Origin of the sequence: Dyella japonica, from assembly GCF_040545895.1 — a bacterium.
GTDB classification, from domain to species: Bacteria; Pseudomonadota; Gammaproteobacteria; order Xanthomonadales; family Rhodanobacteraceae; genus Dyella; species Dyella japonica_D.
In genome coordinates this window covers 608320-634067 of the sequence record NZ_JBEPMU010000001.1, presented here as the reverse complement: position 1 = coordinate 634067, position 25748 = coordinate 608320, and the positions used below count along the sequence as shown (strand labels likewise).

The following is a 25748-nucleotide window of genomic DNA, read 5'->3' as shown; positions in this document are numbered from 1 at the left end:
CGCAGGCGCGCCCTGGAGCTAGTAACGCTCAGAAGATCTGGCGGAAGACAACGTACAGGCCACCGGCCAGCAGGATGGAGGCGGGCAGGGTCAGCACCCAGGCCATCAGCAGGTTGCGCACGGTGGACCACTGCAGGCCCGAGCCGTTGGCGGCCATGGTGCCGGCCACGCCCGAGGTGAGCACGTGGGTGGTGCTGACCGGCAGGTGGTACATGTCGGCGGCCTGGATCAGGGTCATGGCCACCAGCTCGGCAGACGCACCCTGCGCATAGGTCAGGTGTTCCTTGCCGATCTTCTCGCCCACCGTCACCACGATGCGCTTCCAGCCCACCATCGTGCCCAGGCCCAGCGCGAGTGCCACGGCCACCTTCACCCACGGCGGGATGAACTGGATAGCCTGCGTGCCCAACCCGCGCCAGCTGGTGAGCGTGGCCGTCTGCTCCTTGCCGAGTCCGGGCTGGGACAGCAGCAGCGGGATGGCCGCGTTGGCGAGATAGATGTCGTTGCGCACGTTGCCCATCTGTTCCGGCGGCACCGACTTCAGCGACGAGCGATTGCCCACCTGATGGTCGATCTGCCCGATCAGCTGCGCCAGCGCCGGCGCCGTGCTCGGTTGCGCTGCACGTTGCTGCACGGCGGCGGTGAGCGTGGCGCGCGGGTCGCCGTCGAATGTGATGCTGCCGGCGATGCCGCTCAACACCTGCTGCGCGTCCACCGATACCTGGTGGAAGGTCTTCACCTCGCCGCCGGAGACCGCGCCATTCAACGCATACGCCGTGGGCACGGTGCCGATCAGGATCAGCATGATCAGGCCCATGCCTTTCTGGCCGTCGTTGGAGCCATGGCTGAAGCTCACGCCGGTGCAGGTGAGCACCAGCAGCGCGCGGATCGGCCACGGCGGTGGCTTCTTGCCTTCGGGCGCGCGATACAGCGCCGGAATCTTCACCAGCGTCTTGAGCAGCAACATCAGCAGGCCGGCCAGAAGAAAACCGGCGATGGGCGAGAACACCAGGCCGCGGAACACGCCCATGGCCGCATCCCAGTTCACGCCGCTGGTGCCGCTGTGCGCCGAGATGAGTTGATTGGCAAGGCCGACACCGATGATCGAGCCGATCAGCGTATGCGACGAGGAATTGGGCAGGCCGAAATACCAGGTGCCGAGGTTCCACAGGATCGCCGCGATCAGCAGCGCGAACACCATGGCAAAACCCGCCTGGCCGCCGACCTGCAGGATCAGCTCCACCGGCAGCAGCGAGACCACGGTAAAGGCCACTGCGCCGGAGGAAAGCAGCACGCCAAGAAAATTGAATGCGCCCGACCAGATCACCGCCATGTTGGCCGGCATCGAGTTGGTGTAGATCACGGTAGCCACCGCGTTGGCGGTGTCGTGGAAGCCGTTGACGAATTCGAAGCCCAGCGCAATCAGCAGCGCGACGCCGAGCAGGAGGAATGGGGCGATGGAATGCGAGCGGACCGCCGAGAGATCCTGCACCAGATGAAGCCCGGCATAGCCCGCGCCGATCAGCAGGATCACGCCGAAGATCAGGGCAAAGATGCGACCGGATCCCGGGCGTGGCGGCGCGGCGGAGACGACTGCGGCTTCGGTCTGCATGACATGCCCTCGTGGTCGGTCTCTCGCAAGCTAAGCACCCGCGCAAGACAGATACGTGACAGTCAACGGACGGTGCGCCACGTCCACGCCGAGGTTCGGCATGTCGTGGCGGGCCATCTGCAGAAGGGAAAACTCAGCGCTCGCGCATCACCATCAGGCGCACTTCCGTCATGTCCTCGATGGCCCAGCGGATGCCCTCGCGACCGATGCCCGACAGCTTCACGCCGCCATAAGGCATGTTGTCGACGCGGAAGCTCGGCACATCGTTGACCACCACGCCGCCCTGGTCGAGTTCGTTCCACGCGCGCATCGCGTTGGCGAGGCTGTCGGTAAAGATGCCGGCCTGCAGGCCGTACTCCGAATCATTGACCAGTTCGACGACTTCATCGAACGTGCGGAACGGCGCGAGCAGGGCGAACGGGCCGAACGCTTCGTTGCGATACGCCTTCGCGCTGGTGGGCACGTTCTCCATCAAGGTGGCGTCGAGCATCGCGCCAACGCGCTTGCCGCCGCAAAGGATCTTGCCGCCGGCCTTGCGCGCTTCTTCGATCCAGCTTTGCAGGCGCTCGGCGGCGACATCGTCGATCATGGGGCCGAGGAAGGTGTCCTTCTTTTTCGGATCGCCCGCCTTGAGTTTCTTCACCGCGGCGATCAGCCGCTTCTTCACTTCCTCGTACAGCGACTCGTGCACGTAGATGCGTTGCACGCTGATACAGCTCTGGCCGGACTGGTAGAACGCGCCGAAAATCATCCGGTCGATCACGTAATCGAGGTTGGGCCCCTGGTCCGCATCGATGATGCATGCTGCATTGCCGCCCAGTTCCAGCGTCACCTTCTTGTGGCCGGCGCGCGTTTTCAGATCCCAGCCGATCTGGCTGCCGGTGAACGAGAGCAGCTTGAAGCGCGGATCTTCCACCAATGGATTGGCATGCTTGCCATCCAGCGTGAGCACGGAGAACGCGCCCTTGGGCAGATCGGTTTCGGCCAGCACCTCGCCGATGATCAGCGCGCCGATGGGCGTGCGTTCGGCGGGCTTGAGCACGAACGGACAGCCGGCGGCGATGGCCGGCGCCACCTTGTGCGCCACCAGGTTCAACGGGAAGTTGAATGGCGTGATGAACGACACCGGCCCCAGCGGCACGCGCTTGGTGTAGCCGTGGTAACCGTTGAGCCGCTTGGCGATTTCCAGGTTGATCGTCTCGCCATTGGTGCGCACCGCCTCTTCGGCCGCGATGGTGAAGGTTTCGATCAGGCGCGTGACTTCGCCATCGGAATCCTTGATCGGCTTGCCTGCTTCCACGCACAGCGCATAGGCCAGTTCTTCGCGTCGCTCGGTGAAGCGCTGCGCGCAATGCTGCAGCACCTGCTGTCGCGCCCACGGCTTGAAATCGCGCATCGGGATGGTGGCCTTCACGGCCGCGGCAATGGCTTTTTCGGTGGCCTTGGCGTCGGGCACCGCCACACGCGTGGCGACCTTGCCGCTGTATTTGTCCAGCACATCCATCATTTCCTTGGATGTCTGCGGCTGGTTGGCGAGATAGTACGGATAACTCTTGGCAAGCATGGATGACTCCGAAACGTAGGCGCTCAGACGGCTGCGCTGAGCCGCGGGATTTCTTCGTTGAGAATGCGGTGATTGTCCGAATAGTCGATGGTCAGGTCGATCAGGTGCACGCCGCCCGCGTTGAACGCGCGCTCCAGCGTGGGCAGGAATTCGGCGGCGCTGCCGGGACGATGGCCGCGTGCGCCGTGCGCTTCGGCGAAGGCGACGAAGTCGGGATTGCCGAACACCATGCCGTAATCGGCGTAGCCCATCTCGGCCTGCTTCCAGCGGATCATGCCGTAGGCGTCGTCGCGCAGCAGCAGGATGACCAGGTCCAGTTTCAGGCGCACGCAGGTTTCCAGCTCTTGCGCATTCATCATGAAGCCGCCATCGCCGCAGATCGCCAGCACCTTGCGCTCGGGATACACCATCTTCGCTGCCATGGCTGAAGGCAGGCCTGCGCCCATGGTGGCGAGTGCGTTGTCGAGCAGCACGGTGTTGGGTTCGCGGGCGCGGTAATAGCGTGCGTACCAGATCTTGTACATGCCATTGTCCAGGCACAGCACGCCGTCGTCGGGCATGAATCGCCGCGTGTCGTCGACCACGCGCACCGGATGCATGGGGAAGCGATCGTCGCGTGCGTGATCTTCCAGCTGCTTGTGGAACGCGTCGCGCACGCGATCGAAGAAGCTGAAGTTCCAGTGTTCCTGCGGTTGCAGCGCATCGGTGAGGCGTTCCACCGTGTGGGCGATGTCGCCGACCACTTCGATCTGCGGGAAGTAAACCGCATCCACTTCCGCGCTGGAGAAGTTGATGTGGATGACGGTGCGCCGCCCCTTGCGCATGAAGAATGGCGGCTTCTCCACCACGTCGTGGCCGACGTTGATGATCACGTCGGCCGCGTCGATGGCGCGATGCACGAAGTCGCCGTCCGACAGCGCGGCATTGCCGAGCCACAGCGGATGATCCTCATCGATCACGCCCTTGCCCATCTGCGTGGTGAAGAAGGGCAGGCCGAGCTTGTCGATGAAATCGCGCAAGGCAATGGTGGTGCGTTGGCGATTGGCGGCCGCGCCGATCATCAGCACGGGATGCCTGGCGCTGGTAATGGCTTCGGCCGCCTGCACCAGCGCCGCATCGTCGGGTGCGGGCCGGCGCGCGTATTCGGTGGGCAGCAGGATGGCGTCTTCCACCGTGTCGCGCGCGATGTCTTCGGGCAGTTCCAGGTGCACGGCGCCGGGTCGTTCTTCTTCGGCGCGACGGAAGGCTTCGCGGACCCGTGCCGGAATGGTGGGGGCCGACACGATCTGCCGCGTGTACTTGGTCAGCGGCTGCATCATGTCCACCACGTCCACCAACTGGAACAGGCCCTGCTTGTGTTCGCGGATGGGTTTCTGCCCCGTGATCATCAACATCGGCATGGCGCCGAGCTGCGCATACGCGGCAGCGGTGACCAGGTTGGTGGCGCCCGGCCCGAGCGTGGACAGCGCCACGCCTGCTTCACCAGTGAGGCGTCCCCAGGTGGCGGCCATGAAACCGGCGGCCTGTTCGTGGCGGGTGACGATCAGGCGGATGGAGGAGTCGCGCAGTGCCTCGACAAAATCCAGATTCTCTTCGCCCGGCACGCCGAAGATGCTGTGCACGCCTTCGGCTTCAAGTGCTTTCACGAACAGTTGTGCGCCAATCATGCGTTGCTCCTCATGCCGAAGCGTGAAGGATGCGACACGGGTCGTTCATGCCGCGTGAGCTGACGGCGCTATTGCTCGCTTGGTGGCTCGTTCTTGCGCACGATCAGCGGCAGTTCGCCATCGGCAAGTCGCGCACGCAGCGGCGTGCCTTCGTCGATACCTTTGGATGATCGAACGACCTTGCCATTGGCATCGAAAATGATGGAATAACCGCGCTCCAGCGTGGCAAGCGGGCTGATGGCGTGCAGCGCGCGGCCGCTGTGCCGCAGGGTGGCGCGATCACGTTCCAGCTTGCGTTCGATGCTGCTGAGCAGCCGTTGCCGCAGTTCGCCCAGTTGGCGTTGCAGTAGCATCAGGCGCAGGCGCGGATGCTGGGCGAGCAACCGCGCGTGCACGCGTTCCAATGCGTTGAGGCGACGTTGCGATTGTTCGCGCTGCACGCCGAGCAGTCGCCGCTGCAGATGCGTGAGCCGTTCGCGATCGCGCGCCAGGCGTGCCTGCGGCCGTTGGGCCTGCAGGCGTGCGAGAAGATGATCCACGCGCTGGATGCGCGCCTGCAACTTGCGTTGTTCCAGCGTGGCCAGTCGCTGCTGCAGTTGATGCAGGTGGCGACGCAGCGCCAACGCATCGGGCACCAGCAACTCGGCGGCGGCCGACGGCGTGGGCGCGCGCAGGTCGGCCACGAAGTCGGCGATGCTGAAGTCGATCTCATGACCCACTGCCGACACCACCGGCACCGCGCTGGCATGGATGGCTCGCGCGACCTGCTCGTCGTTGAAGGCCCAGAGGTCTTCCAGCGATCCGCCGCCGCGCGTCAGCAGCAGCACGTCGTAGCGTCCGCTGGCCGATGCCTTGCGCAACATCTGCACGATGGCGGGCGGCGCTTCGCGGCCCTGCACCGGCACGGGCAGTACGTCCACCTCGGCCAGTGGCCAGCGTCGCGACATCACGCTGAGCACGTCGCGGATGGCCGCACCGGTCGCCGAGGTGATCACGCCGATGCGTCGCGCATAACGGGGCAGGGCACGCTTGCGGGCGGGATCGAACAGCCCTTCGGCATCCAGTCGCGCCTTGAGCTGTTCGAACTCGCGCTGCAAGGCGCCTTCGCCGGCCGGTTCCATGTGCTCGGCCACCAACTGGAATTCGCCGCGCGGCTCGTACAGCCCGACCCGGGCGCGCACCAGCACGTGCATGCCGTCGGCGGGACGGAATTTCAGCCAGGTGCTCTTGGGCCGGAACATGGCGCAACGCACCTGGGCGTTGGTGTCCTTCAGCGTGAAATAGATATGCCCCGATGCCGGGCGGGCGACGTTGGACAGCTCACCTTCGATCCAGATCAGCGGCAGGGCGTCTTCCAGCAGGTCCCGCACCAGCCGGTTGAGCGAGCTGGGCGTCAGGATCTGGCGCGGCGGCGGACCGGCCTGGTCGTGGGTGTCATCGGGCGAGCGCATGAAGGCGTGAGCCTAGCATGAGAATCATCCATCGAATGCTGCGATTACATCCGCTTGGCCCACTAAGCGCAGCCTTGGCCTAAGGCATGGCGGCTATCTGCTTGGATTCACGGGTGATTCATGGCTCCGGCGAATCGTCCAGCTCGGCCGCGCGTTGCCTGAGGCGGCGACGCAGACGCCACGCCCGGATGCCGAAGTTGAGCGCGAACCAGGCGGCCACCACGGCCAGCGGCCAGCCGATCACGGCGGGCCAGAGGACGGCGACCACTGCCACTACGATCAACGCGACGGTGCCGATCATCAGTGGCCCGGTGGTCGTGTCGCCCAGCACGCGGCGATCGGTCAGCGCCGCGCCCACGGTATTGGCGATGCGCAGCGCGCCGGCGGCGGCACGCCCCGAACTTCCGCCGACGTGCCGCACCCGCGGACGCGGGGCGTGGCTTTGCACGTGATCGGTGGTCCGCCGCCAGCGGCTGGGCGCGAGCACGATCTCGGTGGCGTTTTCCAGGTCGCGCTCGTACTGATCGGCCAACTGCTGCGCGAAGCCGGTGTCTTCCACCGCCACGTCGATCTCGCGGTTGTTCAACCAACTGGCGATGTTGAGATTGGACGAACCCACGCGCGCCCACAGGCCATCGGCTACGGCCGTCTTGGCGTGCAGCATCGAGCCGTTCCATTCGAACACGCGAACGCCGGCCTTGAGCAGCGGCCGATAGCCCGAGCGCGACATGCCGGCGACCAAGGGGATGTCACTGCTGCCGGGCACCAACAGGCGCACGTCCACGCCATCGCGCGCGGCGGCGGCGAGCGCCTGCACGTAGGGCGCGACGCCGACGAAATAGGCGTCGGTAAGCCACAGCGTATTGCGTGCCATGGCGGCAATCAGCTGGTCGAGGCGGTACATGCCGGCGGTGGCAGGCTGTGTCGCGATGACGCGCAGCGCCACCGTGCCGGCGTCCTCCATCGCCGAGGATTGCTCGAACGGCTGCAGCGGCGTGCCGATGCTCGACCAGCTCTCGAGAAAAGCCGTCTCCAGTTCGGTCACGGCAGGTCCGTGCAAGGCCACGCCGGTGTCGCGCCACGGCGCCACCTGCTTCGACGGATTGCCCAGCCATGTTCCGCTGATGCACACGCCCGAAAGAAAACCGTGCACGCCGTCGACCACCAGCAGCTTGCGGTGATCGCGGCTGACCCATCCGAACGGATGGCCGAACTGCGGCGGATTGAACGCACGAACCTGGCCGCCCGCCGCGCGCAACGGTGCCCAGAAGCGATCGCGCGACTGGCCCTTGCAGCCCAGCCAGTCGTACACCACCGCCACGAACACACCGCGTTGCGCGCATTCCACCAGCGCCTGGCGAAAGCTGCGGCCTATGTCATCGTCGCGGATGATGTAGTTCTCCAGCAGCACGCGTTCGCGTGCGCCGCGGATGGCCGCCAGCCAGGCCTCGAAATGGACGGCCGCATCGATCAGCAGTTCGACGCGATTGCCGGCCAGCAGCGGCGCGCCCGCGGCACGGCTCAGCGCCTGTTCGGCCAGCAGGCGTGCATGGGCGGATGCGGTAGGTCGGTTCATGACTGGAGTGTAGGGCATCTGTTCGGGGCTTCTTCAACCCGTATTCACTTGGTGCATGCCACCAATACGCCTCGTCCATCCGGTCATGTCGCTCCCATGAACTTTCTGTCATGTTCGCTCCATGTCGCCTGAGCAATGCCATACCGACACCGATGCGTGCGCGCAGCAGCTTGCCGAACGAATCGGCCCGGACCTGCGCGTGGCTGCGCCGCTGGGTTTGGGCAAGCCGCATGAGTTGTTGAACGCGCTGTACCGGCTGACCAAGGCGGATACATCGCGTTCGATGGCGCTCTACACTGCGTTGTCGCTGACGCGTCCGCAGCCGGCGCCAGGGCTGGAGGCGCGTTTCGTCGGTCCGTTCGTGGAACGGCATTTCGGCGCGGACGCGGTGGATCCGGAATACGCCGTCGATCAGGCGCGCAACCAGTTGCCGTCGAACGTGGCGGTGCACGAGTTCTACATGCAGTCGGGCGCGCTGCTGCATTCGGGCGGCGCGCAGCGCAACTACATCAGCCAGAACTACACGCACGTGGCGCGCGACCTCGCCGTGCAGGACATCAACCTGCTCGTGCAGCTGGTGGCGCGACGCGAAACGCCCGAAGGCGTGCGCTACAGCCTGTCGTGCAATCCGGACCTGACCTTCGACTTCATCGACCGCGTCGTGCAATCGGGGAAGCCGCGCCCGTTGTGCGTGGCGGTGGTGCATCCGGATCTGCCGTACATCACCGGTCATGCCGAAGTGCAGCGCGATTATTTCGACGTGGAGCTGCGCACCGACACCGCGCCGCCGCTGTTCTCCGTGCCGCGCCAGCCGATCGACACGATCGAATACGCGCTCGGCATCCACGCCAGCGCCCTGGTGCGCGATGGCGGATGCCTGCAGATCGGCATCGGTGCGTTGTCCGACGCGCTGGTCTACGGACTGCGCTGGCGACAGGAAGACAACACGCAGTGGCGTCGCGCGCTGGTGGCGCTGGATCCGCGCGGCGGCACGCATGCACTGGCCGCGCGCATCGGCGGTCTCGCACCGTTGCGCGCCGGTTTGTACGGCGCGAGTGAAATGGTGATGGATGGTTTCATGCATCTGCAGCGCGCCGGCATCCTCAAGCGTCGCGCGTGGGACAACATGGCGATGGAGCGCGCCGCCGCCTGCGGCCGACTGTCACCGGAGACGCCGGGCGGCCACTATCTGCGCGGCGCATTCTTCCTCGGCACGCGCGAGCTCTATCGCTGGCTGGCCGAGTTGGATGCGAGCGATCCGGATGCGCTGGACATGTGCCGCGTGTCCAACGTCAACCAGCTGTACGGCGACCACCAGATGCTGGCGTCGCTGCAGCGGCGCGGCGCGCGCTTCTTCAACACCTGCATGATGGCGACGCTGCTGGGTTCGGCCGTGTCCGATGGCCTGGAGGACGGCGAAGTGGTGAGCGGCGTCGGCGGGCAGTACAACTTCGTGGCGATGGCGCACGAACTGGCCGATGGCCGCTCCATCCTGCTGCTGCGCTCCACGCGCCAGGGCCGCAGCGGCGTGGAAACCAATATCCGCTGGAATTACGGACACACCACCATCCCGCGCCACCTGCGCGATCTGTTCGTGACCGAATACGGTGTGGCCGACCTGCGCGGCAAGACCGACAGCGAGTGCATCGAAGCCATGCTTTCGATCACCGATGCGCGCTTCATCGACGCGCTGTGCGCGGAGGCGAAATCGCACGGCAAGCTCGCCGCGGATTTTCAGATACCCGAGCGTTGGCGCAACAACCGGCCCGAGGTGCTCAAGGAGGCGCTGGCGCCATGGCAGACGAAGGATCTGCTGCCGCCGTTTCCCTTCGGCAGCGATTTCACCGAGGTGGAGCAACGCCTGTTGCCGGCGCTTGGCTGGCTGAAGGCGCGCAGTTCCACCTGGCGAGGCAAGTGGGAGGTGCTGCGCGCCGCCGCATCGCCGGGCAACCCGGTGGGCGGCGAAGACGAAGCGCTGGATCGCATGGGACTCGCGCAACCCCGTCGCTTCGGCGACCGAGTGCAACAGCGCCTGCTCAAGGCCGCCCTGCGCAGGACGGCCGGTTGAGCGTGAGGCGTTCAGTGCATCAGCAGCGACAGGCCCTGTTCGCGCAAGGCGGGCAGGTTGAGGATGTGCAGGCCGGTGCGATCGGCGCGAACCCATTCGCGCTGGCGCAAGCGGCCGAGCAGGCGGCTCACGGTTTCCGTGGTCAGGCGCAGGTGGTTGCCGATATCCGCACGCGACATGGGCAGCGGCAGGTAGTCGGACGGCAGGCCGAGCATGGCGCGCCGGTCGCGCAGGTCCACCAGGAACGCAGCGAAGCGCTCTTCTGCCATGTGGTTGCCGCTGGTCAGTTGCAGGCGCGAGATGCGCCGGCTCGCCGACTGCACCAAGTGCCACGGCACTTCCGGCTGCTCGGTCGAGACATGGCGCACGGCCGGGTAGGGAAAGCGGCAGAACTGCGTCTTGCCCAGCGCCATCACGGCGTTGTCGTGCACTTCGCGCTCCATGGCGTCCAGGCCGATCATCTCGCCGGGAAGATGGAACGCCAGCACCTGCTCGCGTCCGGCCACGTCCACCGCCACCGTCTTGGCCATGCCCGTCTGCACCGCGTAGAGCGCGCGAAACGGCGACATGGGCCGATACAGGTACTCGCCGGTGCGCAGCGGGCCGACGCGTTCGGCGATATGACGCAGTCCTGACAGTTCGGGCCGGTCGTAGCCGCTGGCCTGGCAGACGGCGGCGTGGCCGCAACCGGCGCAAGAGGGCGAGGGCGTCATACGCGAGACGCCATCCTGGCGGGAAGTCTGAAGCATGGGCATGCACTCCTTAATGACAATGCCGCGTGGGCAGCGCCTATGATCCTCGTTCAAGCCGTAGGCGTGGCTCCATTGCGCGGTTTTGCCGCATCGCGCGCGGTGCTGCGACGCTTGCTAGGGCGCATCCGGCCGTTCGGGTATCCTTTGCCTGTTGCCGTCCCAGAACCGCGATCCCACACATGAGCGACTCGACTTCTTCCCCGCGTCCCGCCCAGCCCGCTTCGCGCCGTCCCAGCGTCGGCGTCAAGATCGGCAAGATCACGGTGGGCGGCGGTGCGCCCATCGTGGTGCAGTCGATGACCAACACCGACACCGAAGATCCGGCCAGCACCGCGAAGCAGATCGCCGAGCTGGCGCGTGCGGGCTCGGAACTGGTGCGCATCACGGTCAATACGCCGGCCGCCGCCGCAGCGGTGCCGCGCATCCGCGACAAGCTGGCCATGATGGGCGTGGACGTGCCGATCATCGGCGACTTCCACTACAACGGCCATCAGCTGCTGGAAGCGGAACCCGCCTGCGCGGAAGCGCTGGCCAAGTACCGCATCAATCCGGGCAACGTGGGCTTCGGCAAGAAGAAGGACACGCAGTTCGCCTCCATCATCGAGATGGCGCTGCGCTACCACAAGCCGGTGCGCATCGGCGCCAACTGGGGTTCGCTGGACCAGAGCATGGTGGCCACCCTGATGGATGAAAACCATCAGCGTGCGCAGCCGTGGGATGCGGCGCACGTGGCGCGCGAGGCGCTGATCCGCTCGGCGCTGGATTCGGCCAAGCGTGCCGAGGAAATCGGCCTGCCGCGCGATCGCATCATCCTGTCGTGCAAGGTCTCCGGCGTGCAGGAATTGATCGCGGTGTACCGCGACATTGCCGACCGCTGCGATTACGCCTTGCACCTGGGCCTTACCGAAGCGGGCATGGGTTCCAAGGGCATCACGGCATCGTCGGCTGCGCTGGCGGTGCTGCTGCAGGAAGGCATCGGCGATACCATCCGCATTTCGCTCACGCCCGAACCTGGCGCCTCGCGCACGGGCGAAGTCATCGTGGCGCAGGAACTGCTGCAGACCATGGGTCTGCGCGCGTTCACGCCGCTGGTCACGGCCTGCCCGGGTTGCGGACGCACCACCAGCGAATTCTTCCAGGTGCTGGCGCGCACCGTGCAGGATCACGTGCGCGAACAGATGCCGTTGTGGCGCGTGAAGTACGACGGCGTGGAGAACCTCACGCTGGCCGTGATGGGCTGCGTGGTGAACGGCCCGGGCGAGTCCAAGCACGCCAACATCGGCATCTCGTTGCCGGGCAATGGCGAGGCACCGTCGGCTCCCGTCTTCATTGACGGCCAGAAGGCCATGACGCTGCGCGGTGACAACATCGCCAGCGAGTTCATCGGCATTCTCGACAACTACGTCGCCAGCAAGTACGTCAGTCGCGCAAGTTGATTCGCCCGTGGGCGACGGGACCAGCGAAGCCCTGATTCTCGACGCCTGGCATGCCAATGCGCAGGCCTGGGAAAGCGCGGTTCGCGAAGGCCGTATCGAAAGCCGCAGGCTGGTGACCGACCAGGCTATCGTCGACACCGTGCTCTCGCAGTCGCCGTGCACCGTGATCGATGTTGGCTGCGGCGAAGGCTGGCTGGCGCGGGCGCTCACCGCACAAGGCATCGACGTGCTTGGCGTCGACGCCATTCCATCGCTGGTGGAAGCGGCACGCGCGAAGGGCGGCGGCGAGTTTCGCGTCGTTTCCTATGAGGACATGGCGACCGGTGCGCTGACGGAGCGTGCGGACGTGGTGGTGTGCAACTTCTCGCTGCTGGGCGGGGCGTCGGTGGATGCCCTGTTGGCCGCCGTACCCTCGCTGCTCGAGCCCGGTGGCGTGCTGGCCATCCAGACGCTGCATCCGCTGATGGCGGGCGTCGAGCCGTATGTCGACGGCTGGCGCGAAGGCTCCTGGGTGGGTTGCGGGGAGGGCTTCAGCCAGCCGGCGCCCTGGTATTTCCGCACGCTTGGCAGTTGGGTTACAGCCATCCAGATGGCCGGTTTGACCCTCCTGGCCATCAAAGAGCCGATTCATCCTCACACCGGACGCCCCGCGTCCGCTATCTTCGTGGCCGGGGCACGCCAGGGGAACGGGGATGAACAGACATCGCGCCGTAGCGTTTCGCGCCACCGTACAGAGTGATCAGCGACCGTGGCTGGTGCCACTGCCGTTCGATCCGGTCAGTCAATGGTCGACACCTGCCAGGCCGCTATGGAAATGCGGCCACGGGCATCGCGTTCGCGGCAGCGTCAACGGACGTGATTTCCGTGGTGCCGTAGTGGAGCGCTCCGGCACGTTCTGGTTGCAACTGGAGGAATCCTCGGCAGCCGCCGTGGGTCTTGGCGTTGGCCAGTTCATCGACGTGCTGATCGAGCCCGAGGAAGCCTGACGATGCACGTCGGTCGACCACGCCGCTGCCATCTTGGGCGTATGCTCGGGCTGGTCGCGTGCTGGCCGGACGGCCGATAGCGAAGGCGGCAGGGAGATGCGGTGACGGTCAAGCCCCAATTTCGCATCGTGGCCATCTATGTGTCGGTGGCGCTGCTGTGGGTGCTCTTTTCCGATCACCTGTTGCTTACGCTCGACATCGACGAGCGCACGCTGAGCCTGCTGCACTCGATCAAGGGCAGCCTGTATGTGGTGGTGACGGGCGCGTTGCTCTATTGGTTGATCGGCCGCGACATGCGTCGCATGGATCGCCTCAATCACCTGCTGCTGAGTGGCAACGAACAATCGCTGCGCGCGCTGGTATCGGCGATGGACGCGCGTCACAAGGAGACGCGCGACCACTCCGAACGCGTCATGCGCATGACGGTGGCGCTGGCCCGGCGCGTGGGACTGGAGGGCGATGCGCTGCGGCACCTGCGCTTTGGCGCGTTGCTGCACGACATCGGCAAGCTCGCGCTGCCCGATGCCGTGCTGATCAAGCCCGGCCCGCTCACGCCCGAGGAAATGACGCTGATGCGTACGCACACGGTGCTGGGGCGGGATCTGCTCCTGCGCACCGCCTTCCTGCGGCCGGCCATCGACATTCCCTATTCGCATCATGAGCGCTGGGATGGCACGGGCTATCCACGCGGCCTGCAGGGCGAGGACATTCCACTCGCCGCCCGTATCTTCAGCGTCGTCGACGTATGGGATGCCTTGAGTTTTCCACGCGTGTACAAGCCCGCTTGGCCGGAGCCGGAAGTGATCGATTACCTGCGCAACGCGGCCGGCGGGCAGCTCGATCCGGGCATCGTGGCGCTCTTCCTGGAGCACTACGACGAACTCAAGGCGATCGGCCTGGAGCAGGTGTCGCTGGATTGACGCGTCGCACGTGCCGCGCCCGTCAACGGGCGTTGCCGCGGGTTGATGCAGCCTGGTCGCGCGGTGCGCTGAACGTGCGTCGATAGCTGACCGGCGAGGTGCGATAGGCGCGCTGGAAGTGCTGTCGCAATGTTACGGGCGAACCCAGGCCGATGTCCGCGGCGATGCGTTCCAGCGGACGTTGCGTGGTCTCCAGCAATCGCTGCGCTTCGGCGAGCCGTTGCGACAGCAACCAGTCGCCGAAGCTGCTGCCGGTCAACTGGCGAAAATGGCGCGTAAATGTGCGTCGGCTCATGGCAGCTTTTTCCGCCATCGTGTCGAGGCTGTGGTCTTCGTGCAGATGCCGTTGCACGTGCTCGAGCAGGCGCGCCATGCGCTTGTCGGCAGGCGCATCGGCCACGGGCTTTTCGATGAATTGCGCCTGCCCGCCGCGACGCACGGGCGGTACCACCATGCGACGCGCGATGCGGTTGGCAACGTCGGCGCCCAGCATCTGGCGAACGAGGTGCAGGCAACAGTCAATGCCTGCGGCGGCGCCGGCGGAGGTCACGATGTTGCCCTCATCCACGAACAGTACGTCGGCATCCACCTCGATATCGGGAAACTGCGCCATCAAGGGTTCGGCCCAGGCCCAGTGCGTGGTGGCGCGACGACCGCTCAGCAATCCCGCGTGGGCCAGCACATACGCGCCCATGCACAGGCCAACCACGTACTTGCCGCGCGCGGCGGCCTTGCGAAGCTGGTGGAGCAGGGCGGCGGGAGGCACTTCATCCGCATCGCGCCACGACGGCACGATGATCACGTCCGAACGAGACAGTTCGTCCAGCCCATAAGGCGTGCCGATGGTGAAGCCTGCCGCGCTGGTCAACTGCTTGCCTTCGGCGGAGCGCACGCGCAGGCGGAAGGGCGATGGGCCCTCCGGCGTCGGCGACTGGAATACCGCGCAAGGCACGGAGAGATGGAAGGGCAGGATGCCCTCGAAGGCGACCACGGCAACACGAATCGCGCGCATGACCCGACATACCTCGTTGGCCCGATATCATCGATGGTTGTCCTTCAGGCCACTCGCTGGCAAGTGCCGACTGGCGCACCATGACCGGCATCTCAACGAGGAGTTGTGCCATGTCCGTTCATCCGCGCCGTGCCGTCATCGTGGTCGATGTGCAGAACGAATATTTCACCGGCGAGCTGCAGATCGAATATCCGCCGTCGTCGCAGTCGCTGCCGCGCATCGCGCGCATCATGGATGCCGCCACGGCGGCCGGTGTTCCGGTGATCGTGATCCAGCAGGATTCGCCCGCCGATGCGCCGGCGTTCGCGTCCGGCAGCGATGGCTGGCAATTGCATCCGGACATTGCCCGCCGCCATCGCGATGCCTTGTTCCTCAAGCCGCTGCCGAGCGCCTTCAGCGATACGGGCCTGGGCGATTGGCTGGTGCAGCGCGGCATCGATACGGTGACGGTGCTGGGCTACATGACGCACAACTGCAACGACACCACCATCAAGCACGCGTTCGATCGCGGCATGGAAGTGGAATTCGTGCATGACGCTTCCGGCGCCGTGTCCTACGCCAATCGCGCTGGTTATGCGAGCGCCGAGGAAATCCATCGCGTGTTCAGCGTGGTGCAGCAGTCGCGATTTGCGGCGGTGCTCAGCACGGAGGAATGGTTGCAGGTGCTGGCCTCCGGCGAGAAGCCGGTGCGCGAGAACATCCTCGGTTCGTATCGTGCCGCGCAGGCGCGTCAGTCGGCGGCGGCCTGATCCGCCAGCTGCGCCAATGCAGTGAACGAGGCCCAGCTGCCGGGCTGACCCGGCAAATGGGACAGATGCGCCACGGTGCGCAGGAACTGGGCGCGCGGGTATTCCACGGCGCCCAGTTGCAGCAGGTGCGCGTTGGTCACCTGCGCGTCGATCCACGGAAAATCCCAGCCTCGCAGCAGTTTCGCCAGCGCCACCAGCGCCACGCGCGAACCGCCGCTTTCGCGGCTGAACATCGATTCGCCGCAGAACAAGCGGCCCACGGCGATGCCGTAGATGCCGCCGACCAGGCGCTCCTGCTCCCACACTTCGACACTGTGCGCGTGGCCCATCTCGTGCAGGCGTTCATAGGCGTCGGCCATCGCGGGCACGATCCAGGTGCCGCTCTGGCCGGGGCGCGGCGCGGCACAGGCTTCCACCACGTCGCGAAAGGCGTGATCCACCGTGACGCGCCAGTCGACCTGTGCCAGCCGGCGCCGCAACGTACGGTTCGGCAGCAGGCTGTTCGTATGGAAGACGCAACGCGGATCGGGCGACCACCACAGCAGCGGCTCGTCCTCGTTGAACCACGGGAAGATGCCCTGCGCGTAGGCCGCCAGCAGCCGTCGCGGCGAAAGGTCGCCACCGAAGGCCAGCAGGCCGTTCGGGTCGTTCAACGCCTTGCGCGGATCAGGAAAGTGTTCCGGCCTGGTCGCGTCGAGCAGGGGCAGTCGAATCATGGGGCGTGGGCGGTTGGGGATGCCGTGCGGGAAGTCCGGTACATGCTACCGGCATGACGTTGTGGTTAGCATGCCCCACCTTCACAACTCCATGGATTGGGTATGCGCGGTCGCTTCATGTGGTGCCTGGCCCTGTTCGCGCCAATGGCCATGGCGTCGTCTCCCGGGTTGGATCCCGCACTGGCCAAGCGCATCGACGGCGACGTGCAAACGGTGCTGCAACGCACGGGCACGCCGGGCGCCACCCTTGCGATCTATCGGGATGGCGTGGCCATCTACCTTCACGCCTATGGGCTGAGCGACCGCGAGCGCAAGACGCCCGCCACGGTATCGACGCACTACGAAATCGGCTCGATCACCAAGCAGTTCACGGCGGCGGCCATTCTCCAGCTGCAGGAGGCGGGCAAGCTCGACATCAACGCCACACTGGCGACCTACCTGCCGGATGCGCCGCACGCGAAGGAAGTGACGCTCAAGCAGTTGCTGTCGCACACCAGCGGCATGCCGGAATACCTGGATGGGCCTGACGTGGAGGCGTGGGCCGTCAAGCCGGCTACGTTCGATCAGATCATGGCGCGCATCAAGGGCAAGCCGCTGGATTTTTCGCCGGGCAGCCGTTGGTCGTATTCCAACAGCGGTTACGCGATGCTGGGCCGGGTGATCGAAGTGACCTCGCATGAGTCGTACGAACACTATGTGAAGACGCACTTGTTGACGACCGCCGGCATGACGCACACGACCACGGTGGCGGACGAGTCGCGCGTGCCGGGCATGGCAAAAGGCTACCGGCACACCGACGGAAAGCTGGAGCCGGCGCCCACCATCCATGACACGGTCGGCTGGGCCGCGGGCAATCTGGTCTCCACCGTCGACGAGCTGGAGCGCTGGAATGTGGCGCTCGGCAGCGGAAAGATCGTGCGTCCGGCCGACTACGCCTTGATGACAACGCCCATGCCGGGCAGCACCGACTACGGCCTCGGCCTCTTCATCGACACGCTCGACGAGCAGCCGCGCATCGGCCATACCGGTGGTTCGTTCGGTTTCACCACGTCCAATCAATATTTCCCGAAGCAGGGCATCCAGGTCATCGCGTTCACCAACGTGGGCGACAACCCGGAGCCGGGGCAGATGCTGGTGACGGCCGCTTTCGAAGCGCTGTATCCGGATATCGCCGCCGCAGCGCGAAAGCCTGCCGATGGCGAAAACGCGGCAACGACCAGCGTGGTACGCCAGGCCTTCGAACAGTTGCAGAAGGGCAGCAAGGATCCGTCGATGTTCGGCGACAAGCTGAAAGCAAAACTGGCCGCGGGCTTGGCCGAGCGCATGGCGAAGCAGTTGTCCGTCTTCGGCGAGCCGTCGTCGTTCATCTTCAAGGGGCAGCGCCACGACCACGACGACGTCTGGAACGACTACCGGATCGAGTTCGGCCCCGGCAACAGCCTGCCGTTCGGCGTGCGGCTGGATGCCGGCGGCAAGGTGGTCGGCATTTCCATCGGCTAGGGAATCAAGTCTGCGGGATGTGCGCATAGGGGCTGTGTTGCATCAGCTCCTGCGCGTAGTCGTCCATCGCTTCGGCTTCGCGTTCCAGTGCCTGATGCACGGCGTCGCGGAAACTCTTGTTGACCAGGTAGTGGCGCGAGTGCGTGCGCACCGGCAAAAAGCCGCGAGCGAGTTTGTGCTCGCCCTGCGCACCCGGTTCGAAGCGTTGCAGTCCGCTGCGAATCGCATGCTCGATGCCCTGGTAGTAGCACAGCTCGAAATGCAGCCCGGGCACATCGACTTCCGCGCCCCAGTAACGCCCGTACAACGTGTCGCTGCTTTGCAGGAACAAGGCCATTGCCACGATGCGCGTGCCATGGCGTGCCAGCGCCAGTTGCACATGGGCGCCTAGCGTTTCGCCGAGACCGAGGAACATCGCGCGCGTCAACGCGGCGTGGTTGCCCTTGGCGTCGAAAGTGGACTCGTACAGCCCGTGGATGTGTCGCCACTCCTCGACGCTCAGGCTGTCGCCGCCGCGCATCTCGATGGTCAGTCCGCTGCCGGCGACGTGCGCGCGTTCCTGCCGGATGTTCTTCCGCTTCTTGTGATTGAGCGTGGCGAGGAATTGGGCGAAATCGGCATAGCCGTGGTTGTGCCAATGGAACTGCACGTCGGAGCGCGCCAGCCACGTGGTTTCGAATGCGGCCAGCTCATCGTCGCGCAGAAAGTTGGCGTGCACGGAAGAAAGGTTCATGCGCTCGGCGAACGCGCGCATGGCAGCGGTGAGTGCCTGCTGTCGTTCGGTCGTGCGCGCATCAATGCCGGCGAGCAAGCGTGGCCCAGGAACGGGCGAGTAGGGCACGGCATTGAGCAGCTTGGGATAGTAGTCGCCGCCCGCGCGTTCCCAGGCGCTGGCCCAGCTCCAGTCGAACACGAACTCGCCGTGCGAATTGCCCTTGAGATAGAGCGGTGCCGCGGCGACGAGTTGGCCGTCTTCGTATAGACCAAGATGGTGCGCCTGCCAGCCCCAGTCGGCGCGGATGCAGCCGGTGCGCTCGAGCAGGGCGAGAAAAGCATGCGAGGCGAAGGGATTGTCGTCGGGTCGAAGCGCATCCCAGGCGTGAGCCGGAATGCGTTCGATGCTGTCGTGGAAGCGGGCTTCGATCACGGCGCTCCAAAGGTTACGGCAAAGACATCGTCATCCTGACGTTACCGCAGTCTTCCATTTCGTCATTCAGGCGCAGGCCGGAATCCGGTTTCCGTGTGATGAGTTGTCGCGATAACCCAACACAGCCGCTACTGGATTCCGGCGTGCGCCGGAACGACGATCAAAAACCTCAGCTCGCCGGACCCTGCTGATCCAGCCAACGCTCCGCATCCAGCGCCGCCATGCAGCCGAAGCCGGCCGACGTCACCGCCTGGCGATACACGTGGTCGGCCACGTCGCCGGCGGCGAACACGCCCTGCACCGAGGTCATGGTGGCCATGCCGCCCAGGCCGCTGCGGATCTTGATGTAGCCGTCGTGCATGTCGAGCTGGCCGTCGAAGATGCCGGTGTTCGGCTGGTGGCCGATGGCGACGAAGAAGCCGGTCACCGGGATCTCGCGGGTGGCACCGGTGTTGATGTCCTTCACGCGCACGCCGTTGACGCCGGAGTTGTCGCCCAGCACTTCGTCCACGGTGTGGTTCCAGATCAATTCGATCTTGCCGGCGGCCGCCTTCTCGAACAGCTTGTCCTGCATGATCTTCTCGGCGCGCAGCTTGTCGCGGCGATGCACGAGATAGACCTTGCTGGCGATGTTGGAGAGGTACAGCGCTTCTTCGACGGCGGTGTTGCCGCCGCCGATCACTGCCACTTCCTGCTCGCGGAAGAAGAAGCCGTCGCAGGTGGCGCAGGCGGACACGCCGCGGCCCTTGTAGTGCTCTTCGCTGGCTATCCCTAAGTACTTGGCGGTGGCGCCGGTGGTGATGATCAATGCATCGCAGGTGTACTCGCCCGAGTCGCCCTTCAGGCGGAACGGGCGCTGCTTCAGATCCACGCTGTGGATATGGTCGAACACCATCTGCGTCTCGAAACGCTCGGCATGCTGCGCCATGCGGTGCATCAATTCCGGACCCTGCACGCCCTTGTCGTCGCCCGGCCAGTTGTCCACCTCGGTGGTGGTCATCAGCTGGCCGCCCTGCTGCAGGCCGGTGATCATCATCGGCTTGAGGTTGGCGCGGGCAGCGTAGACGGCGGCGGTGTAACCGGCGGGACCGCTGCCCAGGATCAGCAGGCGGCTGTGCTTGGTGGATGCGTTCATGCGTTCCTTCTATCCGCCTTCGGTCGGCGGTGACGTTCGTGGATGGTGAGAGGGCTGGAATGATGCCGGCTGCACCATGCTTGTGCGCATGGTTCCCCGGCGACCCGCCCTATATATGGGCTGTCAGCTGGTTTTCAGCAGGATGGGCTGTATCCCTTTGACTTTGCTGCAACTGCGCAAAGGTGGTCTGCTCGCGCGGCGTTGCGGAAATGTGAAAACGGCCTGCCCATCATGGTTATAATCCTTCGGGTTTGCTGGCGACTTGAACAGTCATTCGCTCCATCGTCTGCCGCGGTTTCATCCGGCTGCACGGCATCAAGGAACGACGCGTCCGAACCCGGAAGCATGGGGAAGACGCGGGAGCGATTCAAGGCTGCCGGCGCGGGTTTTGTCAGGCCGGCATCGGCCTGGCGTGTTGCCACCTTAGCCATCCCCACAGGATCCACTCCCCATGCGTATCGGTATTCCTTCCGAAACCAAGACCCTCGAAGGTCGCGTTGCCCTCATTCCCGCCGCTGCTGCCGACCTGGTGCGTCGCGGCCACGAGGTGTTCATCCAGGCTGGTGCCGGTGAGAAGAGCGGCTTCTCCGACGAGGCCTACTCCAAGGTCGGCGTGAAGATCGTTCCGGATGCCGCCGCCCTGTACGAGGCCGGCGAGCTGATCGTGAAGGTGAAGGAGCCGATCGCCGGCGACCTCGCCCTGCTCAAGAAGCATCACCTGCTGTTCTGCTACCTGCACCTGGCTGCCGAGCCGGCGCTGACCAAGAGCCTGCTGGACATCGGCCTCACCGGCGTGGCGTTCGAGTCGGTGGAAGAGAACGGCGGCCTGCCGCTGCTGCTGCCGATGTCGGTCATTGCCGGCCGCATCGCCACGCAGATCGGCACCACGCTGCTGCACCGTCCGCAGGGCGGCAAGGGCAAGCTGCTGGGCGGCATGGCGTCCACGCCGCGCGGCAAGGTGGTGGTGCTGGGTGCCGGCGCTGCCGGTGGCAACGCCGCTGCGCTGGCCGCCGCTGCCGGCGCCAACGTGGTGGTGTTCGACAAGCGCCAGGATCGCCTGGCCGAAATGATGGCCATGGGCCCGAACGTCACCGCGCTGTACGCCTATGAGTCGACCGTGGCCGAAGAAGTCGCCACCGCCGACATCGTGGTCGGCGCCGTGCTGATCCCCAGCGCCAAGGCGCCGCGCGTGGTCACCGAAGACATGGTCAAGACCATGGAGAAGGGCAGCGTGCTGGTGGACATCTCCATCGACCAGGGCGGCTGCTTCGAGACCTCGCGTCCGACCACCTGGAAGGAGCCGACGTACGACGTGCACGGCGTAACCCACTTCTGCGTCACGAATATGCCGGGTGCCGTGCCGCAGACCTCGTCGGTGGCGATTTCTGCCGCTATCCTGCCGTATGTGCAGCGTCTGGCCGCCGGCAACGAATGGCGCCAGTTCGAACCGCTGCGTGGGGGCATCAACGTCGACGGCGGCGAGCTGGTTCATCCGGCGCTCAAGGGCATGATCTAAGGTCTTGCCTGCCGCTTCGGCGGATGTTGTACCGTCCGGCCGCCCTTTCTGGCGGCCGGACTGACGCTTGAAGACAGGATAAGGACCACGGTGCCGCGTACCGCGAACGTCAAGAAAGACAAGAAAGAGCGCGAAGGCCTCAGTGAAGAACTGAAGCGCCGCCTGCGCGAGGCCGGTGCGCTGCTGCTGCTGCCGCTGGCGCTCTACCTATTGGTCTGCCTGTTCAGCTACAACGACCAGGACCCGAGTTGGGGTCATGCCGGCACGGTCGAGCATGCGCGCAACTTCGGTGGCGAAGTGGGCGCGAATATCGCCAATGTCCTGCGCTACATCTTCGGGCTGGTCTCCTACTGTTTTCCGCTGCTGCTGCTGTTCCTGGGCGTGCAGGTGCTGCGCCATCGCGGCGAACGCACCGTGCAGCCGTGGGAGCCTTCGCTGCGGCTGATCGGTTCGGTGTTCTTCTTCATCACCGCGCCGGCGCTGCTCTATCTCAATTTCAGTGACGAACCGATCCTGCCGCAGGGCGCAGGCGGCATCATCGGCATGTGGGTGGGTCGCGGTTTGTTGCAGGCGCTGGGCGACAAGGGGGCGCCTCTGCTGCTGCTTGCCATGTTCCTGGTGGCGGTGACGTTGGCCACTGGCCTGTCGTGGTTCAAGGTGGCCGATCTCACCGGGCAGGGCGTGCTGAAGCTGGCCGGCTGGTTCGGCGGCAAGCTGCGCGAAGCGCCGGAAGTGATGGCTGCCCGCCAGGCGCGCGCCGAGCGCGAGGTGGTCAAGAAGACCGAGGCCGTGAAGCAGGCCAAGCGCGAGCCCGTGCGCATCGAAACCGCGCCGGCGCCGGTAGTGAAGAGCGAGCGCGCCAAGCTGGAAACGCAGATTCCGCTGTTCACCGGTGCGTCCGCGCCGGGCGAACTGCCGCCGCTGTCGCTGCTGGATGAGGCGCCGGAGCAGGGTCCGGGTTACTCGGAAGAAACGCTCGAGGTGTTGTCGCGCCAGGTCGAGCTGAAGCTCAAGGATTTCCGCATCGAGGCCAAGGTGGTCGGCGTGTACCCCGGCCCGGTGATCACGCGCTTCGAACTGGAACCCGCCGCCGGCGTGCGCGGCTCGCAGGTGTCGAGCCTGGACAAGGACATTGCGCGCGGCCTGTCCGTGGTCAGCGTGCGCGTGGTCGACGTGATTCCGGGCAAGAACGTCATCGGCCTGGAAATTCCCAATACGCGCAAGCAGATCGTCTATCTCTCCGAGATCCTGCGCTCCGACAAGTACGACGCCATGAAGTCGCCGCTGGCGCTCGCGCTGGGCAAGGACATCGGCGGCCGGCCGGTGGTGGCCGATCTGGCGAAGATGCCGCACCTGCTGGTGGCCGGCACCACGGGCTCGGGCAAGTCCGTTGCCGTGAACGCCATGGTGCTGAGCCTGCTGTACAAGGCCAGCGCGAAAGACGTGCGCATGATCATGATCGACCCGAAGATGCTGGAGCTTTCGGTCTACGAAGGCATTCCGCATCTGCTCGCACCGGTCGTCACCGACATGAAGGAAGCCGCCAACGCGCTGCGCTGGTGCGTCGCCGAAATGGAGCGCCGCTACAAGCTCATGGCTGCCGTGGGCGTGCGCAACCTCGCTGGTTTCAACAAGAAGGTGAAGGACGCCGAGAACGCCGGCCAGCCGCTGCTCGATCCGTTGTTCCGCCCGAACCCCGAGATGCCCAATCTCGCGGCCGAACCGCTGGAGCCGCTGCCGTACATCGTCATCATCATCGACGAGTTCGCCGACATGATGATGATCGTCGGCAAGAAGGTGGAAGAGCTGATCGCGCGTCTTGCGCAGAAGGCGCGCGCCGCGGGCGTGCACCTGGTGCTGGCCACGCAGCGACCGTCGGTGGACGTGATCACCGGCTTGATCAAGGCCAATATCCCCACGCGCATCGCCTTCCAGGTGTCGAGCAAGATCGACTCGCGCACGATTCTTGATCAGTCCGGCGCCGAGGCGCTGCTCGGCCACGGCGACATGCTCTATCTGCCGCCCGGCACCGCCACGCCGGAGCGCGTGCACGGCGCCTTCGTGGATGACCATGAAGTGCACGGCGTGGTGAACTGGCTGCGTTCGCAGGGCGCGCCGCAATACATCGAAGGCGTGCTGGAGGAGGTGCAAGCCACCTCCGACGGCAAGTTCATCAACGACTCGGGTCTGCCGCAGGAAGGCGAAGAGGGTGGCGATGCCGACGCGCAGCTGTACGATCGCGCCGTGCGCATCGTCACCGAGACGCGCCGCGCTTCGATCTCCGGCGTGCAGCGTCACCTGCGCATCGGCTACAACCGTGCCGCGCGCCTGATCGAACAGATGGAGCAGGATGGCGTGGTAAGTGCGCCCCAGCACAACGGCAACCGCGAAGTGCTGGCGCCTCCGCCGCCGAAGAATTGAGCTTTGAAAGTGCAGTCTTCTTGCTGGTCATTCCTGCGAAAGCAGGAATCCAGTGCCTTTAGAACGTGCCAGGCGCCTCCAAAGTCGCTGGATTCCTGCTTTCGCAGGAATGACGGTAGGTAAATTGGCGGCGCATCATTAAGCCTTCTCCCTGCACAATTTCCTTTCCAGCATTACCCACAAGGCACCCATGAAACGCCTGCTACTCGTCGCCTCTGCGGCCCTTGCACTCTCCGTCAGCAGCCTCGCCATGGCCGCCGGCCCGGCCCGCACCAGGCTCGATGCCTTCGCCAACGGCCTGCACTCGCTCTCTGGCAAGTTTTCGCAGACGCTGAAGGATGCGAATGGCAACAGCGGCAAGCCCAGCAACGGCACGCTGGCGCTGCAGGCGCCGCGCCAGTTCCGCTGGGAGACGCTGGCGCCGTCCAAGCAGACCATCGTGGCCGATGGCAGTCGTGTGTGGCTGTACGATCCCGACCTCGAACAGGTCACGGTGCGCGTGCAGAGCTCCGAGGAATCGCACAGTCCGCTCACCGTGCTCACCGACGTGAAGCAGATGGACAAGGACTTCAATGTCGCGGAACAGGGCGATCACGACGGCCTGAGTTGGCTGCGCCTTACCTCCAAGGCCAAGGACCCGCAGTTCGACTACGCGGACCTCGGTTTCGATGCCAATGGCCTGGCGCGCATGCTTTTCCGTGACCAGCTGGGTGCCGTCACGGATATTCGTTTCTCGGACTGGCAGCGCAACGTGCCGATTCCGCCGGAAACGTTCAACTTCGTGCCGCCGCCGGGCGCCGACGTCATCGGCGACCTGCCGGTGATCCAGACGCAGCCGATCAAGAACTGACCGCGACATGCTGCGCCAGCTTCCGCGCTGGGCATGGGTGGGTGGCGGCCTGCTTGCGCTCGGCGCGGGCTGCATCAACGTGGTTGGCTATCTCTGTTTTCGCCACCAGCCGATCACGCACCTCACCGGCACCAGCACGGAATTCGGGCTGGCGGTAGCGCGAGGCGATGCTGGTGAAATCGCGCATTGGGGTTTGGTCATCCTGGCCTTCCTGCTGGGTGCGATGCTCAGTGGGTTCATCGTGCAGCAGGGCGCGCTGCGACTTGGGCGTCGCTACGGCGTGGTGTTGATGCTGGAGTCGGCGCTGCTGTTTGCCGCCACGCCGCTGATCCATGGCGGCCATGATCTGGGCTTGTATTTCGCGTCGGCGGCGTGCGGATTGCAGAACGCCATGGTGAGCACGTATAGCGGCGCAACCATACGCACCACGCATCTCTCGGGCATCTTCACCGACCTGGGCATTTATCTTGGCCATCGGCTGCGCGGCCTCGAAGTGGATTCGCTGCGCATCAACATCTGCCTGCTGGTGGCGAGCCATTTCATTGCGGGCGCCACGCTGGGCGCGCTCGGCTTCATGCTCTGGCAGGAGCGTGTGCTGCTGGTGCCGGCCACGCTCACCGGTGCGGTAGGCCTGGGCTATGCCATCTACCGGCATCGGCACTTCGGCTGA

The 25748-nt window shown here is 65.4% G+C and carries 21 protein-coding genes; 11 read left to right on the top strand and 10 right to left on the bottom strand.

Features of this window, described 5'->3' with window-relative positions:
• Positions 1-28: 28 nt before the first annotated feature.
• From ABIC75_RS02645 to ABIC75_RS02625, 5 genes are all read right to left on the bottom strand, one after another.
• Entirely contained in the window at positions 29-1612 is a 1584-nt protein-coding gene (locus ABIC75_RS02645; protein WP_354012315.1) for an inorganic phosphate transporter, read from the bottom strand.
• 133 nt (positions 1613-1745) lie between these two features.
• Positions 1746-3176, bottom strand: coding sequence for an aldehyde dehydrogenase family protein (locus ABIC75_RS02640; RefSeq protein ID WP_354012314.1), 1431 nt, complete (start codon positions 3174-3176; stop codon positions 1746-1748).
• Between the two features lie 23 nt (positions 3177-3199).
• The gene (locus ABIC75_RS02635; protein ID WP_354012313.1) at positions 3200-4843 is read right to left on the bottom strand and encodes an acetolactate synthase large subunit; all 1644 of its coding nucleotides are present in this window, start codon (positions 4841-4843) and stop codon (positions 3200-3202) included.
• Between the two features lie 68 nt (positions 4844-4911).
• Positions 4912-6294 carry an exodeoxyribonuclease VII large subunit gene (gene xseA, locus ABIC75_RS02630; protein ID WP_354012312.1) on the bottom strand — a complete coding sequence of 461 codons (1383 nt, stop codon included), beginning with the start codon at positions 6292-6294 and terminating at the stop codon, positions 4912-4914.
• Between the two features lie 118 nt (positions 6295-6412).
• Positions 6413-7870, bottom strand: a complete 1458-nt coding sequence (locus tag ABIC75_RS02625; protein WP_354012311.1) for a phospholipase D-like domain-containing protein — start codon at positions 7868-7870, stop codon at positions 6413-6415.
• A 121-nt stretch (positions 7871-7991) separates the two neighbouring features.
• On the opposite strand from ABIC75_RS02625, the gene ABIC75_RS02620 reads away from it, so the two are divergent.
• Positions 7992-9938 carry an acetyl-CoA hydrolase/transferase C-terminal domain-containing protein gene (locus tag ABIC75_RS02620; protein WP_354012310.1) on the top strand — a complete coding sequence of 649 codons (1947 nt, stop codon included), beginning with the start codon at positions 7992-7994 and terminating at the stop codon, positions 9936-9938.
• An 11-nt stretch (positions 9939-9949) separates the two neighbouring features.
• Here the strand turns inward: ABIC75_RS02620 and ABIC75_RS02615 are convergent, their stop codons facing one another.
• Complete coding sequence (locus tag ABIC75_RS02615; RefSeq protein WP_354012309.1) at positions 9950-10687, bottom strand: Crp/Fnr family transcriptional regulator; 738 nt, start codon at positions 10685-10687, stop codon at positions 9950-9952.
• Between the two features lie 182 nt (positions 10688-10869).
• Between ABIC75_RS02615 and ispG the strand changes: the two genes are divergently transcribed.
• From ispG to ABIC75_RS02595, 4 genes are all read left to right on the top strand, one after another.
• Positions 10870-12126 carry a flavodoxin-dependent (E)-4-hydroxy-3-methylbut-2-enyl-diphosphate synthase gene (ispG, locus tag ABIC75_RS02610; RefSeq protein ID WP_354012308.1) on the top strand — a complete coding sequence of 419 codons (1257 nt, stop codon included), beginning with the start codon at positions 10870-10872 and terminating at the stop codon, positions 12124-12126.
• Between the two features lie 7 nt (positions 12127-12133).
• The gene (locus ABIC75_RS02605; protein ID WP_354012307.1) at positions 12134-12865 is read left to right on the top strand and encodes a class I SAM-dependent methyltransferase; all 732 of its coding nucleotides are present in this window, start codon (positions 12134-12136) and stop codon (positions 12863-12865) included.
• On the top strand, positions 12819-13112 hold the full coding sequence (locus ABIC75_RS02600; protein ID WP_354012306.1) for a DUF1905 domain-containing protein: 294 nt from the start codon (positions 12819-12821) through the stop codon (positions 13110-13112). The genes ABIC75_RS02605 and ABIC75_RS02600 overlap by 47 nt, the downstream gene beginning before the upstream one ends.
• Positions 13113-13213: 101 nt before the next feature.
• Complete coding sequence (locus ABIC75_RS02595) at positions 13214-14032, top strand: HD-GYP domain-containing protein (RefSeq protein WP_354012305.1); 819 nt, start codon at positions 13214-13216, stop codon at positions 14030-14032.
• 22 nt (positions 14033-14054) lie between these two features.
• On the opposite strand, the gene ABIC75_RS02590 is transcribed toward ABIC75_RS02595, so the two are convergent.
• Positions 14055-15044, bottom strand: a complete 990-nt coding sequence (locus ABIC75_RS02590; protein WP_354012304.1) for a GlxA family transcriptional regulator — start codon at positions 15042-15044, stop codon at positions 14055-14057.
• Between the two features lie 110 nt (positions 15045-15154).
• Here ABIC75_RS02590 and ABIC75_RS02585 point away from each other — a divergent pair, with 110 nt between their 5' ends.
• Positions 15155-15793: a cysteine hydrolase family protein gene (locus ABIC75_RS02585; protein WP_354012303.1), complete on the top strand. Its 639-nt coding sequence runs from the start codon at positions 15155-15157 to the stop codon at positions 15791-15793.
• On the opposite strand, the gene aat is transcribed toward ABIC75_RS02585, so the two are convergent.
• Positions 15775-16509 (bottom strand): leucyl/phenylalanyl-tRNA--protein transferase, encoded by a 735-nt coding sequence (gene aat / locus ABIC75_RS02580; RefSeq protein WP_354012302.1) that lies wholly within the window; start codon positions 16507-16509, stop codon positions 15775-15777. The two genes, ABIC75_RS02585 and aat, sit on opposite strands and share 19 nt — an antisense overlap.
• 102 nt (positions 16510-16611) lie before the next feature.
• On the opposite strand from aat, the gene ABIC75_RS02575 reads away from it, so the two are divergent.
• The gene (locus ABIC75_RS02575; protein WP_354012301.1) at positions 16612-18009 is read left to right on the top strand and encodes a serine hydrolase domain-containing protein; all 1398 of its coding nucleotides are present in this window, start codon (positions 16612-16614) and stop codon (positions 18007-18009) included.
• A 4-nt stretch (positions 18010-18013) separates the two neighbouring features.
• Here ABIC75_RS02575 and ABIC75_RS02570 read toward each other — a convergent pair whose 3' ends face one another.
• A complete protein-coding gene (locus tag ABIC75_RS02570; RefSeq protein WP_354012300.1) occupies positions 18014-19156 on the bottom strand; it encodes a GNAT family N-acetyltransferase in 1143 nt (380 codons plus the stop codon).
• A gap of 169 nt (positions 19157-19325) precedes the next feature.
• A complete protein-coding gene (gene trxB / locus ABIC75_RS02565) occupies positions 19326-20291 on the bottom strand; it encodes a thioredoxin-disulfide reductase (protein ID WP_354012299.1) in 966 nt (321 codons plus the stop codon).
• A 451-nt stretch (positions 20292-20742) separates the two neighbouring features.
• Between trxB and ald the strand changes: the two genes are divergently transcribed.
• The 4 genes from ald to ABIC75_RS02545 all read left to right on the top strand — a co-directional run bounded on the left by ald (position 20743) and on the right by ABIC75_RS02545 (position 25748).
• Complete coding sequence (gene ald, locus ABIC75_RS02560) at positions 20743-21807, top strand: alanine dehydrogenase (protein WP_354012298.1); 1065 nt, start codon at positions 20743-20745, stop codon at positions 21805-21807.
• A 90-nt stretch (positions 21808-21897) separates the two neighbouring features.
• Complete coding sequence (locus ABIC75_RS02555) at positions 21898-24228, top strand: DNA translocase FtsK (RefSeq protein WP_354012297.1); 2331 nt, start codon at positions 21898-21900, stop codon at positions 24226-24228.
• 190 nt (positions 24229-24418) lie between these two features.
• On the top strand, positions 24419-25078 hold the full coding sequence (lolA, locus tag ABIC75_RS02550) for an outer membrane lipoprotein chaperone LolA (RefSeq protein ID WP_354012296.1): 660 nt from the start codon (positions 24419-24421) through the stop codon (positions 25076-25078).
• 7 nt (positions 25079-25085) lie between these two features.
• Entirely contained in the window at positions 25086-25748 is a 663-nt protein-coding gene (locus ABIC75_RS02545) for a YoaK family protein (RefSeq protein WP_354012295.1), read from the top strand.